At 58.6% G+C, this 16,258-nt stretch carries 18 protein-coding genes; 3 read left to right on the top strand and 15 right to left on the bottom strand.

The features are described from left to right. Window positions 1-71 precede the first annotated feature (71 nt). The 3 genes from coaA (at window position 72) to mscL (ending at window position 2,630) form a co-directional block, all read left to right on the top strand. A complete protein-coding gene (gene coaA / locus HMPREF2944_RS02855; RefSeq protein WP_070680229.1) occupies window positions 72-1,028 on the top strand; it encodes a type I pantothenate kinase in 957 nt (318 codons plus the stop codon). A 50-nt stretch (window positions 1,029-1,078) separates the two neighbouring features. Continuing rightward, entirely contained in the window at window positions 1,079-1,981 is a 903-nt protein-coding gene (locus HMPREF2944_RS02850; RefSeq protein WP_070680226.1) for a M15 family metallopeptidase, read from the top strand. A 268-nt stretch (window positions 1,982-2,249) separates the two neighbouring features. After that, window positions 2,250-2,630 (top strand): large conductance mechanosensitive channel protein MscL, encoded by a 381-nt coding sequence (gene mscL / locus HMPREF2944_RS02845; protein WP_049327571.1) that lies wholly within the window; start codon window positions 2,250-2,252, stop codon window positions 2,628-2,630. A gap of 175 nt (window positions 2,631-2,805) precedes the next feature. Here the strand turns inward: mscL and glmM are convergent, their stop codons facing one another. The 15 genes from glmM to secY all read right to left on the bottom strand — a co-directional run bounded on the left by glmM (window position 2,806) and on the right by secY (window position 16,060). Continuing rightward, window positions 2,806-4,164, bottom strand: a complete 1,359-nt coding sequence (gene glmM, locus HMPREF2944_RS02840; protein ID WP_070680223.1) for a phosphoglucosamine mutase — start codon at window positions 4,162-4,164, stop codon at window positions 2,806-2,808. Window positions 4,165-4,475: 311 nt separating this feature from the next. Next, window positions 4,476-5,543, bottom strand: coding sequence for a polyphosphate kinase 2 (gene ppk2 / locus HMPREF2944_RS02835; protein WP_070680220.1), 1,068 nt, complete (start codon window positions 5,541-5,543; stop codon window positions 4,476-4,478). 235 nt (window positions 5,544-5,778) lie between these two features. Next, the gene (gene rpsI, locus HMPREF2944_RS02830; RefSeq protein ID WP_049331941.1) at window positions 5,779-6,270 is read right to left on the bottom strand and encodes a 30S ribosomal protein S9; all 492 of its coding nucleotides are present in this window, start codon (window positions 6,268-6,270) and stop codon (window positions 5,779-5,781) included. Window positions 6,271-6,301: 31 nt separating this feature from the next. Then, window positions 6,302-6,745 carry a 50S ribosomal protein L13 gene (gene rplM / locus HMPREF2944_RS02825; RefSeq protein ID WP_005505035.1) on the bottom strand — a complete coding sequence of 148 codons (444 nt, stop codon included), beginning with the start codon at window positions 6,743-6,745 and terminating at the stop codon, window positions 6,302-6,304. 366 nt (window positions 6,746-7,111) lie between these two features. Further along, window positions 7,112-8,080, bottom strand: a complete 969-nt coding sequence (gene truA, locus HMPREF2944_RS02820) for a tRNA pseudouridine(38-40) synthase TruA (RefSeq protein ID WP_070680218.1) — start codon at window positions 8,078-8,080, stop codon at window positions 7,112-7,114. A gap of 141 nt (window positions 8,081-8,221) precedes the next feature. Next, entirely contained in the window at window positions 8,222-8,890 is a 669-nt protein-coding gene (rplQ, locus tag HMPREF2944_RS02815) for a 50S ribosomal protein L17, sunset domain variant (RefSeq protein ID WP_049331938.1), read from the bottom strand. 105 nt (window positions 8,891-8,995) lie between these two features. After that, window positions 8,996-9,988: a DNA-directed RNA polymerase subunit alpha gene (locus tag HMPREF2944_RS02810; protein ID WP_049343386.1), complete on the bottom strand. Its 993-nt coding sequence runs from the start codon at window positions 9,986-9,988 to the stop codon at window positions 8,996-8,998. A 136-nt stretch (window positions 9,989-10,124) separates the two neighbouring features. Further along, a complete protein-coding gene (gene rpsK / locus HMPREF2944_RS02805) occupies window positions 10,125-10,532 on the bottom strand; it encodes a 30S ribosomal protein S11 (RefSeq protein ID WP_005505028.1) in 408 nt (135 codons plus the stop codon). 68 nt (window positions 10,533-10,600) lie between these two features. Next, window positions 10,601-10,969, bottom strand: a complete 369-nt coding sequence (gene rpsM / locus HMPREF2944_RS02800; protein ID WP_005505026.1) for a 30S ribosomal protein S13 — start codon at window positions 10,967-10,969, stop codon at window positions 10,601-10,603. 175 nt (window positions 10,970-11,144) lie between these two features. After that, window positions 11,145-11,258, bottom strand: a complete 114-nt coding sequence (rpmJ, locus tag HMPREF2944_RS02795; RefSeq protein ID WP_004005257.1) for a 50S ribosomal protein L36 — start codon at window positions 11,256-11,258, stop codon at window positions 11,145-11,147. A gap of 124 nt (window positions 11,259-11,382) precedes the next feature. Then, a complete protein-coding gene (gene infA / locus HMPREF2944_RS02790; RefSeq protein ID WP_005505018.1) occupies window positions 11,383-11,604 on the bottom strand; it encodes a translation initiation factor IF-1 in 222 nt (73 codons plus the stop codon). A 339-nt stretch (window positions 11,605-11,943) separates the two neighbouring features. Beyond that, on the bottom strand, window positions 11,944-13,164 hold the full coding sequence (rlmN, locus tag HMPREF2944_RS02785) for a dual-specificity RNA methyltransferase RlmN (protein ID WP_070680216.1): 1,221 nt from the start codon (window positions 13,162-13,164) through the stop codon (window positions 11,944-11,946). A gap of 67 nt (window positions 13,165-13,231) precedes the next feature. Beyond that, window positions 13,232-14,068, bottom strand: coding sequence for a type I methionyl aminopeptidase (gene map, locus HMPREF2944_RS02780; RefSeq protein WP_080975240.1), 837 nt, complete (start codon window positions 14,066-14,068; stop codon window positions 13,232-13,234). Window positions 14,069-14,192: 124 nt separating this feature from the next. Then, on the bottom strand, window positions 14,193-14,756 hold the full coding sequence (locus tag HMPREF2944_RS02775) for an adenylate kinase (protein WP_070680213.1): 564 nt from the start codon (window positions 14,754-14,756) through the stop codon (window positions 14,193-14,195). Next, window positions 14,753-16,060, bottom strand: a complete 1,308-nt coding sequence (gene secY / locus HMPREF2944_RS02770) for a preprotein translocase subunit SecY (RefSeq protein WP_049331929.1) — start codon at window positions 16,058-16,060, stop codon at window positions 14,753-14,755. Before secY ends, HMPREF2944_RS02775 begins: the two co-directional genes overlap by 4 nt. Window positions 16,061-16,258: the final 198 nt, after the last annotated feature.

Here is a 16,258-nt window from a genome sequence, read left to right as displayed (position 1 = left end):
ACGCTTCTCTTTTGCCGGGTTTTATCCGATTGTATTTTCCCCGTGGACGCAAAGTTCGTACACTTGTATAAATGAGCTCCGCACCGTATTTTTCCGGCGATGACCGCTTTATGCGCCTCGACCGCTCTCGCTGGTCGCACCTGGCCGATGAGATTTCCGTTCCCCTCAGCGCAGAGGAGATTGAGTCCCTGCGCGGCCTGGGCGAAACAGTTGACCTCGAGGAGGTTCGGCGTATCTATCTGCCTATTTCACGTCTTCTGAACCTCTACGTCACCGCGGCGTCTTCCCTAAACCACATGACGAATGATTTTCTGCATCTGTCCCAGCGCAGGGTACCGTTTATTATCGGCGTGGCGGGCTCGGTCGCCGTGGGAAAATCAACCACGGCACGCATCCTACAAGCGCTTTTGAGCCGCTGGCCCTCCACTCCAAACGTCCAGCTGGTGACGACGGACGGATTTCTATACCCCAAGGCGGAGTTGCAGCGACGCGGCATCATGCACCGCAAGGGCTTCCCGGAGTCCTACGACCGTCGAGCCCTGCTGGAGTTCGTTTCTAGGGTCAAGGCGGGCGCTGAGCGTGTCACGGCACCGAAGTATTCGCATCTGTACTACGACATCATCCCCGATGAGCTTATTGAGGTCACGGCACCGGATGTCCTTATTCTCGAGGGTCTGAATGTCCTGGCTCCTTCGCACGCGGAGGGCCCCGAAACCTCCGATCTGACCCTCAGCGATTTCTTTGATTTTTCCATTTACGTGGATGCGCGCACCGAGGATATTGAGCGTTGGTACGTCGACCGTTTTCTGGCCTTGCGTTCTTCCGCTTTTACGAATCCCGAGTCTTATTTCAAGCGATATGCCGAGCTTAATGATGAGCAGGCCGTTGAGGTAGCAACGGGTATTTGGAAAAGCGTGAACGAGCCAAACCTCGTACAAAATATATTGCCCACCCGCGCTCGCGCCCACCTTATTCTTCAGAAAGGTCCGGAGCATACGGTGGATCAGGTTCTTTTGCGCAAGAATTAGTCCACCCCGCCTAACACAATACGTACGAATAGTTATCTTCAGGAGCTACCGTGGGACCGCACCCGCATCATCACCACTCTTCGCCTTTTCACAGCATCATGACCCGCCGCGCCGCTCTGAGCGTGGCGTTGGGGTCTGCCGGTGCGGCCCTGCTGGCCGCCTGTGGCACCCGGGGCTCCGAGGGCTCTTCTGCGTCTTCTACGGGTTCTTCCCCTGCCTCGTCGCCGAGCGTTTCTCCCCTTGCCTCTTCTGCACCTGCTGAAGGCTCCGCTACCCCAACCAAGAGCGCCACGCTGTCGGATTCTCCGAGCGCAACGCCGAGCGGTTCTCCGTCAGAATCGCAGACTACTTCTGCCTCTCCGGCGGCTGCTCGTCCGAGCGTGGAGTCATCGCCCGAGTCTTTGCGTTGCCTGGTGAATAAGATGCGCCCCTTCGCCCAGATAGATTGGGAGCCGAACGACCTCGTGGATTTCGAGGGGCAACAATTGCGGACAGAGGCCGCGCGGGCCGCGCGCACCATGATGGATGCGGCCAAGGCCGAGGGCGTCACCTTCACGGTCTCGAGCGCGTACCGCTCCTACGCGGTGCAGCAACAGACCTATCAGCACTGGGTTTCGGTCAACGGCCAGCGGTTGGCGGATCAGCTTTCGGCCCGTCCCGGTTATTCGGAGCACCAGACGGGCCTTGCCATCGATTTTTCTTCCCCCGAGGGATGTCGCCTGGAGGAGTGCTACGAAGACACCCGGGCCGGACGCTGGCTGGCGAAGAACGCCCCGAACTATGGGTTTATCCTGCGTTTCCCCAAGGGTCAGCAGGCCATTACGGGCTACCTCTTTGAGCCCTGGCATTACCGCTACCTGGGGAAGGACCTTGCCGCGCAATACACGGTATCCGGCGCCGGCACCTTGGAGGAGTTCTTGGGAACCGGCGCAGCCCCCGATTATGCCTCATAGATGCTTCCATTTTTGGTACCTACTGAGTTTCCACTTTCCCGCTCAAAGGGAGAAATCAACCGGTTTTAATTCGGTATTTTTGATACATATTTAAACTCCCAAACGGCTTATTTGCAGCCTCCAGGGCCCTCTATCCCCATTTAGTGTGACTCAAACCTTAAGGTTGAGCCCCTCAATCTTGCAATGTGAAGAAAAACACATACTTTACGGCGAAAATTTTCCCACAAATTGTTATTTTAAACATCGATTAGCCGCTATTCTATATCTCATGCTTAAGGGTTTTAAAGATTTTGTAATCCGCGGTAACGTCATCGACCTCGCAGTTGGTCTGATCATGGGTACCGCCTTCACCGCTGTGGTGACCTCGCTTGTCCAGGCCGTCCTGATGCCGGCTATCTCCATGCTGGTTGGCTCCCCCAACTTCGACAACTTCCTGGTCTTCGGCCAGATCAAGGTTGGCGTGTTCCTGACCGCTATTGTCAACTTCATCCTGATTGCAGCTGCTGTGTACTTCGCAGTTGTTGTGCCCACTCAGAAGCTGACTGAACTCGCGCTGGCTAAGAAGAAGGCTGAAGACGAGGCTATTGAAAAGGAAGAGACCGAGCTTGACCTCCTGAAGGAGATTCGTGACGCTCTGGCAAAGAAGTAATTTCTCTGCTCTCTAACACTAACTTTCAAACCCCCGTATCCCCAGTGGATACGGGGGTTTTCCGTATCCTCATCCCCTACGCCCACCCAAGATAACGAAGAAGGGCTGGGAAGGTAACACCTTCCCAGCCCTTCTCTATCCTCCATTCCGGTCTTCGCGCCGGAAGAGAATACGTTTAGAGTGCCAGTTCCTTAGCCACAACGTCAGCCAGCTGCTGAGCAACCTCATCAGCCTGCTCCTGGGTTGCAGCCTCAACCATCACGCGAACCAGAGGCTCAGTGCCGGATGCACGCAGCAACACGCGGCCGCTCTCACCCAGTACGCCTTCAGCCTCGCTCACAGCGGTAGCGAGCGCCTCGTTGGTCTTGACCGCCGCACGGTCAACGCCCTTGACGTTGATCAGGCGCTGCGGGGTGGGCTGCATGCGGGCTGCCAGCTCGGAAAGAGTCTGGCCGCTACAAGCCACCTCTGCGGCCAGCTGAATACCGGTCAGCACGCCGTCACCGGTGGTGGCGTAGTCGCTCATGATGACGTGGCCGGACTGCTCGCCGCCCAGGTTGTAGCCGTGCTCGCGCATCGACTCGAGGACGTAGCGGTCACCCACGGCGGTGCGCTCAAGGTTAATGCCGTGCTCGCGCAGGTACAGTTCCAGGCCCAGGCTACTCATCACGGTTGCAACCAGGGTGTCCTTGGCGAGCTTGCCTTCGCGCTTGGCGGCAACGGCAAGGATTGCCATAATCTGGTCGCCATCCACCAGGTTGCCCTTCTCGTCCACCGCCTGGCAGCGGTCGGAGTCGCCGTCGTGCGCAATACCGAGGTTCGCGCCGTGCTCAACCACGGCTGCCTGCAGCTTCTCGGGGTGGGTGGAGCCCACGCCGTCGTTGATGTTGGTACCGTCGGGATCAACAGCCAGGACAATGACCTCGGCGCCCAGTGCTTCAAAAGCAGCCGGAGATGCCGCGTAGGCCGCACCGTTTGCGCAGTCCAGAACAATCTTCTGACCGGCCAGGGGCTTGTCCTCAGAGAGGGTAGAGACCAGGTGCTTCACGTAGGCCTCGGTACCGTTTTCCAGGGGCTTGACGGTGCCCACAGCGCCACCGGTCGGGTAGCGGAAGGCCTTCTCGCGGTAGACGCGCTCGATAGCGTCCTCAACGGAGTCCTCCAGCTTCTGACCGCCACGGGCCAGGAACTTAATGCCGTTGTCCGCTGCGGGATTATGCGATGCAGAAATCATCACGCCGAAGTCGGCACCGGTGTGCGCCACCAGGTAGGCTGCTGCGGGGGTGGGGACGATACCGGCATCCAGCACGTCAACGCCTGCGCTAGCGAAGCCAGCCTTCATCGCAGAGACGATAAAGTCTGCAGAGGATCGGGAGTCATTTGCAATCACGGCACGGGGACGTACGCCCTCTTCTACCGTGTCAAAACCCAGCACAATAGAGGCCGCCTGAGCGAGCTCCATAGCGAGGGCGGGGGTAATTACATCGTTTGCCAGACCGCGTACGCCGTCGGTTCCAAAAAGTCGTTCAGTCACCCTTTTATTTTACGATGCGCGTAAGTTTCTCCGCGCCCATACACCGCATTTTTTCGAGATGAGATAGTGATTTTCAGTGCGTTCGTAGTTGCTTCTCAGCCCCAAACTAGAGCGGAAGTTCCTTTCGTCATCTCGATAGATGTTTAAGAGCTACTTCCTCTCCCCACACAACAGAATGTCCGTTCACGACCCATAAGGGAACGGGAACGGACATTCTATGTGCAGTATGGTACGGATTGCGGCTAAAGGCTTTCCCGAAGGTTCGCACCGATGAGGGGGTAACACCTCAGCCTTTTAGACCGATGTGCCGGTTACTTGACGACGGGGAAGCCGTCGGGCGAGTCGCCAGACTCATCCTCAAAAACGTCGGATGCGGAGCGAACGATCAGCGAGTCGAGCTCACCTACGACTGCATCGTCCTTGGAGGGGTAATCGAACTGGGAGAGCACGTAACGCATTGCTTCCAGACGTGCGCGCTTCTTGTCGTTCGACTTGATAACGGTCCAGGGGGCGTCACCGGTGTGGGTGTAGAAGAACATTGCTTCCTTTGCCGCGGTGTAGTCGTCCCACTTGTCCAGGGATGCCAGGTCGGTGGGGGAAAGCTTCCACTGGCGTACCGGGTCGGTACGGCGAGAGGTGAAGCGTGCCAGCTGCTCTTCACGGGTGACGGAGAACCAGAACTTGATGATGTGGATGCCAGAGTTCACCAGCATACGCTCCAGGTCGGGAACTTCGCGCATAAATTCGAAGTACTGCGCCTGGGTGCAGTAACCCATCACGCGCTCAACGCCGGCACGGTTGTACCAGGAGCGGTCCATCAGGACGATTTCGCCGCCGGAGGGCAGGTGCTTAATGTAACGCTGGAAGTACCACTGGGTCTGCTCGATGTCAGTCGGCTTCTCCAGTGCCACAACGCGAGCGCCACGGGGGTTCAGGTGCTCGGTGAAGCGCTTGATGGAGCCACCCTTACCTGCTGCGTCACGGCCTTCGAAGATGATAAGGATCTTCTGACCGGTGGACTTAGCCCAGAGCTGCAACTTCAGCAGCTCAATCTGCAGGGCGCGCTTTTCCTTCTCGTATGCCTTACGGCTGAGCTTGGTGTCGTAGGGGTAACCCTTCTTCCATGCCTGCGAGGTTTCGTCGTCCTTCTTGTCCTTGCCGAGGGCGCGGGTGAGGGAAGCCATTTCGTCCAGCTCTGCCGAGTAGTCTTCGACAACGGAGGTACGGCGTGCCTGGGGCTTCAGGGCTTCCTTAATGGCTTGTTTCTTCTCAGAGCTGCTGTGTGCGTGTGCCCCTTCTGCGGTGTGCTGGTGGGATTCAGTCTGAGGAGCCTCCGCTGCCTTCTCTGCGGGCTGGGTGGAGGGATTCTGCTCTGCCATGAGTGCTCTTTTCTTCCTGTCTGCTTTGACTCTTTAACTCTACCGGCAGGCACAAAATGTACCAAACGTAACAGTTAGGGGCACCCTATACCCTAGAGAGGAAATCGTCCGAGAGCTCTCGGCGGAGCAGACGAGACCCCAGTTCCTCCCCCAGTTCTCAGAGTTCAATCCGGGTACGCAAAACGCCCCGCTCTCTAGGGAGAGACGGGGCGTAACGCTTCGTGAAAACCAGCGATTAACGCTTGGAGAACTGCGAAGCCTTGCGTGCCTTCTTAAGACCAGCCTTCTTACGCTCAATGACGCGTGCGTCACGGGTCAGGTAGCCAGCCTTCTTCAGTGCGGGGCGGTTGTTCTCGCGGTCGATCTCGTTCAGTGCACGAGCGATACCCAGGCGCAGAGCACCTGCCTGGCCGGAGGGGCCACCACCGTTGATGCGTGCGATGACGTCGTATGCGCCCTCAAGCTCGAGGAGCTTGAAGGGCTGGTTGACGTCCTGCTGGTGCAGCTTGTTGGGGAAGTAGTCGTCCAGGCTACGGCCGTTGATGGTCCAGTTGCCGGAACCGGGCACAACGCGAACGCGTGCCACTGCTTCCTTGCGGCGACCAACTGCTGCGCCTGCAACAGTCAGGGCCGGGCGTGCTGCCTTAGCCGCTGCGGGAGCAGCGGACTCCGAGGTGTAGCTGGTCAGCTCTTCCTCGACTACGATCAGCTCTTCGTTCTGAGCCACGATTTCTCCTATTGTTTCTCGTAGGCCCGAATTACTGGGCGACCTGGTTGAATTCGTAGGTCTTGGGCTGCTGTGCCGCGTGCGGGTGCTCGGGGCCAGCGTAGACCTTCAGCTTCTTGAGCTGCTGTGCAGCAAGCTTGTTCTTGGGCAGCATGCCCTTGACAGCCTTCTCAACCGCGCGAACGGGGTTGGTCTCAAGCAGCTCTGCGTAGTTCACGGACTTCAGACCGCCGGGGTAACCCGAGTGGCGGTATGCACGCTTCTGCTCGAGCTTTGCACCGGTCAGGGCGACCTTCTCAGCGTTCACGATGATAACGAAGTCACCGGTGTCAACGTGGGGAGCAAAAGTCGGCTTGTGCTTACCGCGCAGCAGGATAGCGGTCTGGCTTGCGAGGCGACCGAGAACAACGTCGGTGGCGTCAATGACGTGCCACTGGCGCTCGACTTCGCCGGGCTTAGGAGTATAAGTGCGCAAAATATTGGCCTTTGTCTCGAAATGTACATACGGCGCTTAGTTGGGTATCGCGCCTTTTACTTACGTGCATGACGAACACCCGGGTGAGGACCGAGCTGCCGCCCGTTCTGCCCGTACTCTAGACCGCCTTAACGTCCTGCAACTAGACAGCGGTTAGAGCGCGCTCGGGTAGAACACGCACAACATATCAAGACTATACAGGACGGGACGGCCTTAATCCACCGCCTTCACCTTAAAAATCGGGGTTTTTGGCTTAAAACACGTTTTAAATTCCATCCGTGTAATTCGAATGGAGGAGCTTAGGGCCCGGCGGCCAGGTGAAGGTCCCTCTCCCTCTCTTTCCCTCCCCTGCGTTGAACGTCATTGCTAGGTCAGCTCACTTTCCTCACGACGAGAGCGAGCCCTCTCAGCCTGCGTTCCGTAAAGCTCGGGATGCGGGTAGTAAATCTCCGCCAGAGCCAAGGCATGCGGAGGTGCCAGAGTCAGCGATGCCTCGCGCCCGGGATTCTCAATCCGCTCACGCAGCCAAGCCGCATCGCGCTTACCCGTACCGTACAGTACCAGGGCGCCGACGAGGGAACGCACCATGTGGTGGCAAAAAGCGTCGGCAACTACCCGCACCTCGATGATCCCGCTATCGTTGCGGCTAAAGCTCAGCTCCCGTAGCTCACGAATCGTGGTCGCGCCCTCGCGCGGTTTGCAGAAAGAAAGGAAATCTCGCAGGCCCAGTAGCTGGGTTGTGGCCTCGTTGAGCTGCCTACAATCCAGCGGCTCTGCAACAGCCCAGGTGTAGGTACGGTGCAGAGGATTAAGACCGTCCGCCGCGCCATCTGCAATGCGATATACGTAGCGGCGACCGGTAGCCGAGAATCGCGCATCAAATTCGAAAGGCACCTCGCTTACCGAGTGCGCCTGAATCGCCCCCTGCAGAATACCGGCCAGGTTTTTTGGAAGGCCGAGGCGTTCCTCCGCGTCGTAGAGGCAACGCCGCAGAGCACCCTGCAGGCGGCGTGCCAGCGCGGGGGCCGGGTCGTCATCCCCGGTACGTCCCTTCAGACGATCCCAATCAGCCTCGGTCAAGTCGCAGTGTACGGTCTGCGCCTCGGCATGCACTCCGGCGTCAGTACGACCTGCAACCACCACACGATGCGGGCTGCGCAGAATAAGCTCCAGCGCGCTCTCGAGCACACCCTGTACAGTAACCAGGTGTGGCTGAGCCGCCCAGCCGCTGAAGAGCGAACCGTCGTAGGCACAATCAATGCGCACGCGATGTGCAGCCACCAGGGGCCTTTCGACGGAACTATTTTCGGGTACGCCCTCTGATACGTTGAGCATAAATGCCTTTCGACGGTCGGTACGTTCGTGGAAGTAGCTCCATGATGCTTCGGTCAGATGTAGATACGCCGATCCGCCGCCCGCAGAAGCGGACGGCGGATCGGCAATATTTAGGCTAGGCCTACGTCAGAGGAATCCGAATTACTCGGACACCTTCTGAGCTGCTGCGCCACCGGCGGGGGCGTAACCTGCAGCCTCTGCAGACTCAGCGGAGTCGAACCAGATCTCAGCCTTGGTGCTGGAGTACCAGCGGGAACCGGGCACGTGGTACTTCATGGAGTCGGCGTTACCCTTAACCTCGAAGCCCTCGGGAGCCTCGCCGGACTCCAGGGGTGCGTGGGAACCGGCGGGCTGACCCTCAGCAGCCTCAGCCTTGGGGGCCTCAGCCTTGGGAGCCTCTGCTGCCTTCTCAGCAACCTTGGTTGCCTCGGCAACGGCGCCCTTGGATGCTACGGGCTCCATCACGAGCTCGATGACAGCCATGGGAGCGTTGTCACCCTTGCGGTTACCGATCTTGATGATGCGGGTGTAACCACCGGGGCGCTCTGCCATTGCGGGAGCAATGACGGTGAAGAGCTCGTGCACGACGGACTTGTCGGCAATCGAACGCAGCACGCGACGGCGAGCAGCCAGGTCGCCCTTCTTACCGAAGGTGATGAAGCGCTCAGCCACCGGACGCAGGCGCTTTGCCTTGGTCAGGGTGGTGGTGATGCGCTTGTGCTGGAACAGCTGCGCCGACAGGTTGTTGAGCATGTGGCGCTCGTGGGTCGGGGAACCGCCGAGGCGGGGACCCTTAGTGGGAGTAGGCATAGTTATTTCTCCATAGTTGCGTTCCCTAACGCCCCAGCAGCGGAGCCTCTTAGGGAATCAAGTTTGACTGATCCCGGGAGAACCGGGTGAACTATTCGGCCGAAATTATTCGCCGGAACCGTCTTCGTCATCAAGCGGGCGTGCGGCGGGCTCAAAGCCGGGAGGGGAATCCTTCAGGGCCAGGCCGAGCTCGGTGAGCTTTGCCTTAACCTCGTCAATGGACTTAGCACCGAAGTTACGGATGTCCATCAGGTCAGCTTCGCTGCGGGTCACGAGCTCACCCACGGTGTGGATGCCCTCGCGCTTGAGGCAGTTGTAGGAGCGGACGGACATGTTCAGGTCCTCGATCGGCAGGGCCAGATCGGCGGCCATGGACTCGTCGGCGGGCGACGGGCCAACTTCGATACCCTCAGCAGCAATGTTCAGCTCGCGGGCCAGGCCGAAGAGCTCGACCAGGGTGCTGCCGGCAGAGGCAACAGCGTCACGCGGTGCGATGGCTTCCTTGGTCTCGACGTCCAGGGTCAGGCTGTCGAAGTCGGTGCGCTGCTCAACACGGGTTGCGTTCACGCTGAAGGTGACCTTCAGAACCGGAGAGTAGATGGAGTCAACCGGAATACGGCCAATCTCACCGTCACCGACCTTGTTCTGTGCAGCGGTCACGTAGCCGCGACCACGCTCAATAACCAGCTCAGCGTTGAAGTTTGCCGAGGCGTTCAGGGTTGCCAGGTGCAGGTCCGGGTTGTGGATCTCCACGCCAGCGGGAACCTCGATGTCGCCTGCGGTCAGTTCACCTTCGCCCTGCTTGCGCAGGTAGGCCACGACGGGCTCGTCGTTCTCAGAAGAGATGGAGAGCTTCTTGATGTTCAAGATGATCTCGGTGACGTCCTCGGTCACGCCGGGAACAGTGCTGAACTCGTGCAGTACACCATCGATGCGGACGCTGGTAACAGCGGCGCCAGGAATGGAGGACAGCAAAGTACGGCGGAGGGAGTTACCCATGGTGTAGCCGAAACCGGGCTCCAGAGGCTCGATGGTGAAGCGCGAGCGGTTGGGCGCTACGACCTCTTCAGTCAGAGTGGGGCGCTGTGCAATGAGCACTTTGTTTCCTTTCGGTGAGCTCCGCTATATGAGCCCACAGGTTGGGGAAAACATATCTTAGGAAGCAGACGGGTGTCTGTGCTCTCCGGGTACGCTCCGTGGAGTGTACCCGTCGAGGGATTAGGACGAAACCTAATTAGACGCGGCGACGCTTCGGAGGACGGCAGCCGTTGTGTGCAACGGGGGTAACGTCCTGAATCGAACCGACCTCGAGGCCTGCAGCCTGCAGGGAACGGATTGCGGTTTCGCGACCGGAACCGGGGCCCTTGACGAAGACGTCGACCTTGCGGACGCCGTGCTCCTTGGCGCGGTTTGCAGCGGCCTCGGCAGCCAGCTGAGCGGCGTAGGGGGTGGACTTACGGGAGCCCTTGAAGCCCATGTCGCCAGCGGAGGACCAGGAAATCACTGCACCGGTGGGATCGGTGATGGAGACGATGGTGTTGTTGAAGGTCGACTTGATGTGAGCCTGACCAGCAACGATGTTCTTGCTAACCTTGCGGCGGTTGGTCTTACGAGCTGCCGCAGCGCGAGTCTTGGGAGGCATTTTTGATTCTCCTACAAAGGTTTACTAATACGTTGGTCGGGTAGAGATACCCAACAGAGCAACGTGTCTTACTTCTTCTTACCTGCGACGGTACGCTTCGGGCCCTTACGGGTACGTGCGTTGGTCTTGGTGCGCTGACCGTGAACCGGCAGGCCGCGGCGGTGGCGCAGGCCCTGGTAGGAGCCGATTTCGACCTTGCGGCGAATGTCAGCTGCAACCTCGCGGCGAAGATCACCTTCAACCTTGTAGTTGCCTTCGATGAAGTCACGAAGTGCCACGAGCTCCTGGTCGGTCAGGTCCTTGACGCGGGTGTCAGGGTTGACGCCGGTAGCAGCGAGGGTTTCGTGTGCACGGGTCTTACCCACGCCGTAGATGTAAGTGAGAGCAACTTCCACGCGCTTTTCGCGGGGAATATCAACTCCAGCGAGACGTGCCATACTGGCTTCTCCTTGTTGTTTTCCAGAGGTCTTTAGCATCACTGCCCGGGTTGTTCTGTCCCGGTCCCCGGCCTCTGAGTCCGGAGGTATCCGAAGTCGCCACATTGGACGCTACTTCGGAGCGGTGCCTATGACAATTCCGCCCGTAGGCGGTTATGAAGTCAGCTGCTAGGGATTAGCCCTGGCGCTGCTTGTGGCGCGGGTTTTCGCAGATCACCATGACCACACCGTGACGGCGGATCACCTTGCACTTATCGCAGATCGGCTTAACGCTCGGCTTGACCTTCATCGCATTCCTTTTGATTGCAACTTGATTACTGGCGAGATAAGAGGTTCCCTCACTTACGTTGGGGAACTATTTATCCCTTTGAACACGATTTAAACGCCGCCGGTGGGCGACGTTTATCTCGGGTTTACTTGTAACGGTAGACGATACGACCTCGGGAAAGGTCGTAGGGGCTCAGTTCCACTACCACTCGGTCCTCAGGCAGGATTCGAATATAGTGCTGACGCATCTTGCCCGAGATGTGTGCGAGAACCTTGTGGCCGTTATCCAGCTCAACACGGAACATCGCGTTGGGCAGAGCTTCAACCACAGAGCCTTCGATCTCGATGACGCCGTCTTTCTTAGCCATATCCTCCGCTAACGTCGGTGCCCGGCGCAGTTGCGTCGGACAAATGTATCTTCTGTTTATGAGCTCACCGAGGTGAGGTGCAGGCGTTTTAAGGCGCACTTAACACCGGCATAAACAACCAACTCATAACTCTACGGCAAATCATCTTTAAAAACAACCGTGATATTTATGACATCTGGCACTTAACCCGCAATGCCAAGAGGTAAAGCATCCCGCATATCACGACTCCGCGGAAGACAGAAGGGCGGCCCCCCTCACCCGGCTCATTCCCGAGCAAGTCCCCGAAAAACGCCTTGACATTTTTCAAGGAGGAGGGGCACCGCCCCGTCCACACGTCTGCTACTCTTCCTCTTCCTTAGCAGCAAGCTGGCCGCATGCACCGTCAATATCGGAACCGCGAGTATCGCGAATCGTCGTCGGAATACCGTGGGCACGCAGGCGCTCCACGAAGTTCTGCTCCACGCCCTTGCGAGAAGCCGTCCACTTCGAACCCGGGGTCGGGTTCAACGGAATCGGGTTCACGTGTACCCAACCGCGGCCGCGCTGTGCCAGTTTCTTGCCCAGCAGATCAGCGCGCCAGCCCTGATCGTTAATATCGCGAATCAGCGCGTACTCAATCGAGATGCGACGACCGGTCGTGCGGTAGTAGTCGTAGACGGCGTCCAGAGTCTCGTCGACCTTCCAGCGCTGGTTAATCGGGATCAGCTCGTCACGCAGCTCATCATCCGGCGCGTGCAGAGACAGCGCCAGAGTGATGGGCAGCTTCTCCATCTCGAACTTGCGGATACCCGGAACCAGGCCCACGGTCGACATGGTCAGACCGCGCGCCGAGATACCCAGGCCCTCCGGAGCCGGATCAATCAGGCGGTGAATGGCCCCCATCGTCGACTTGTAGTTAGCGAGCGCCTCGCCCATGCCCATGAAGACAATGTTGGAAACACGCAGCGGACGAGTATCCTCAGAACCGCCTTCTGCTTCTTCCAGGCCCTTCATCTGCTTCAGATATCGGGCGCCGGCCACCACCTGCTCCACGATTTCGGCGGTGGAGAGGTTACGGGTCAAACCCTGCTGGCCGGTTGCACAGAAGGGGCAGTTCATACCGCAGCCAGCCTGCGAGGAGATGCACATGGTCACGCGGTTGTCATAGCGCATAATCACGGACTCAATGAGCGCACCGTCAAAGAGGCGATGCACGACCTTGATGGTATCCCCACCGTCTGCTTCCAGCGTGCGTACCGGAGTCAGCAGTCGGGGCATGGCCTGCGCGACCATCTGCTCGCGTTCCTTGGCGGGCAGATCCGTCATCTCGGCGGGGTCGGTCACCAAACGCTCAAAGTAGTGCTTCGATAGCTGGGACGCACGGAAGGGCTGGTAACCCAGTTCCTTCAGAAATTCACGGCGGCCGGCCATGTCGAAATCCGCAATATGCTTCGGCGGTTTCGTGCGGCGCGGGGCCTTGAGGGTAATCTGCCCGGGCTTGGGGCGGGTGGTGGAGATTTCGACCGGTACCTTCGTCGAGGTAGGCTCGGTTTTCTCGCACCCGGTAAGAGTTTCGCTCATGGAGCTTCTTCCTGTGTGGTTGATGCTTGGGATGCGTCGCGTGGGCTACTTCCCACTGGCGACTGTATTAGGCGGGGATGGGCACGGGGGTGATGCCGAAACGGGCCAGCTCGCTTGCGCCACCGTCTTCTGCAGTCAGAACCCAGATACCTTCGCTGTGCACGGCAACCGAGTGTTCCCACTGGCAGGCATCGGATCCGTCAACGGTCACAACAGTCCAATCATCAGAAAGGACCTTGGTTTCAATGGACCCGGTGACAAGCATCGGCTCAATAGCGAAAGCCATACCGGGCTTAATTCGGGGGCCCAAGTCGCGCACGGCGTAGTTCAGCACATCCGGAGCCATGTGCATCTGCGAACCGATACCGTGGCCCACGTAGTCTTCAATAATGCCGTACTTATCGCCGTATTCTTCGGTAACGTATGCTTCGATAGCCAGGCCGATTTCACCGACCTTCTTTGCCGTGGCCAGTGCGGCGATACCGTGCCACATGGCTTCGCGGGTAACGGCGGACAGCTCGGCGCGGGCTTCGCTCGCGTTGCCGATCAGTACGGTGCGTGCAGAATCGCCGTGCCACTGACGGTTGGTGGCGGGGTCAATCACATATGCGCCACCGTCAATCGAAAGGATATCGCCGTCCTTCAGAACATAGTCGCCGGGGATTCCGTGCACCACCTCGTGGTTGACGGAGGTGCATACGGTAGCCGGGTAGTCGTAGTACCCGTAGAAGTTGGAGGTTCCTCCCAGTTCCAGCATGGTGCGCTCGAAGGCCGCGTTCACCTCGGCCGTAGTCACGCCGGGGCGCGCGGCAGCGACAGCCGCATCGAGGGCGCGGCTGGTGATGACTCCGGCACGGGCCATCTGCTGAAGCTGTGCGTTGGTTTTGATTTCGACTCGTGCCACGATACGGCTCCTTCTGGGTTGGGGGGGGCTACACGCCCAAGCTTAGAACTCTACAGACAGCACTGTACCCCCGCAAGTCTTTGTGATGCATCAGGCACCACAATCGCGGGGGTACAGCAGAGGGTTACTTCAGTGCGTCGAGGATGCGCTCGGTCACCTCGGCGATTTCGCCCAGGCCGTTCACTTCCTTGACGATACCGCGCTCACGGTAAATCGCGATCAGCGGTGCGGTCTCATCCTCATAGACCTTCAGGCGGTGACGGATGACCTCTTCGTTGTCATCGGTGCGACCCTGCTCAGCGGCGCGGTTGAGCAGACGCTCGACCAGCTCGTCGTTGTCGGCCACCAGCAGCAGAACGCGGTCGATCTTCTCGCCCTTGGCTTCCAGGATGGAGTCGAGCTCGTGCACCTGTGCCGTGTTGCGGGGGTAGCCATCCAGCAGGAATCCGTTGGAGACGTCGCCCTCATCGAGGCGGGCACGCACCATGTTGTTGGTGACAGAGTCGGGAACCAGGTTGCCGGAGTCGATGTACGACTTCGCTTCCTTACCGAGCTCGGTCTCTTCCTTAATGTTCTTGCGGAAGATATCGCCAGTGGAGATGGCGGGAATCTTCAGCGCTTCAGCAATCTTGACGGCCTGGGTGCCCTTACCGGCACCGGGAGGGCCAACGATGAGCAGACGGTTCATCGGAGCAATCCTTCGTAGTTTCGTTGTTGGAGCTGGGCGTTAATCTGTTTGAGAGTATCAAGACCAACACCCACCACGATCAGCAGCGACGCGCCGCCGAACGGGAAGTTCTGGTTTGCGTTGAACAGAATCAGCGCAACGAGGGGAATCATGGAGATGACGCCCAGGTACAGCGCACCGGGCAGGGTGATGCGGTTAAGCACGTAGCTGAGGTAACGCTCGGTCGGCTTGCCCGCACGAATACCGGGGATGAAACCGCCGTACTTCTTCATGTTGTCCGCGACCTCAACCGGATCAAAGGTAACCGCCACGTAGAAGTAGGCGAAGCCGATAATCATGAAGAAGTAGAGAACGATGTACAGCGGGTGATCGCCACGCACCAGGTATGCGTTAATCCAGTTCACCCAGTCCGGCGGGGTTGAGCCGTCGGTAGGGGTGTTGAACTGAGCCAGCAGACCGGGCAGGGTCAACAGGGAGGAGGCAAAAATCAGCGGAATCACACCGGCCATATTGACCTTCAGCGGAATGTAGGTGCTGGTTCCGCCGATGGTGCGACGACCAATCATACGCTTGGCGTACTGCACGGGGATACGGCGAACCGACTGCTCCACGTACACCACGGCAAGCATCACGACGAGGCCGATACCGCAGACCGCTGCGAAAATACCCCAACCGTGGGTCCTCTGGATGGAGCCCAAAGCATTCGGGAAGGAGGAGGCGATAGAGGTGAAAATCAGCAAGGACATACCGTTGCCCACGCCGCGCTCGGTAATCTGCTCGCCCATCCACATGATGACGGTGGTACCGGCACACAAGGTGACGATGATGAGCAGAATGTGCATCACGTCGTCCTGGGGGATGATGCCGGGGCAGTTACCCAGCAGAACGCCGGAGCGCGCCATCGAGACGATGGTGGTAGCGTTCAGCAGTGCGAGAGCGATGGTGAGGTAACGGGTGTACTGCGTTAGCTTTGCCTGACCCTGGGCACCCTCTTCATGCAGCTCCTGGAATCGCGGGATGACCACGCGCAGCAGCTGAATGATAATGGATGCAGTAATGTACGGCATCACGCCGAGGGCAAAGATTGACAGCTGCAGCAGGGCGCCACCGCTGAAGAGGTTCACAATATCGTAGACTCCGCCACTGGTAGTGTTGGATTCAAGACACTGTTGCACGTTTCCATAGGAAACACCCGGTGCGGGGATAAAGGTACCCAAACGGTACAGCACAATCATTGCCAGGGTAAACAGCAGCTTACGCCGCAAATCGGCAGTCTTAAAGACTCGCCCCACTGCGCTCAGCACATGTCCTCCTGTAAATCTATGGGGCGCCCCTCCCCTCAAAGAGTTTTAGGGCGCAGTAAACACATCTTCCAGTCTATCGTGTTTGGGCGGATGAAAGATAACTTCTCACGAGAATATGTATGTTTTATATTCTTCTAGCGTGATTTTTACCTCTCACGCACTGTCAAAGGGCCTTCAAACAACCTATCGATATATACC

It is taken from the genome of Rothia sp. HMSC072E10 (assembly GCF_001813965.1).
GTDB lineage: Bacteria > Actinomycetota > Actinomycetes > Actinomycetales > Micrococcaceae > Rothia > Rothia mucilaginosa_A.
Note: the sequence above shows the minus strand (reverse complement) of the source record. Positions and strands in the feature narration are given on the sequence as shown.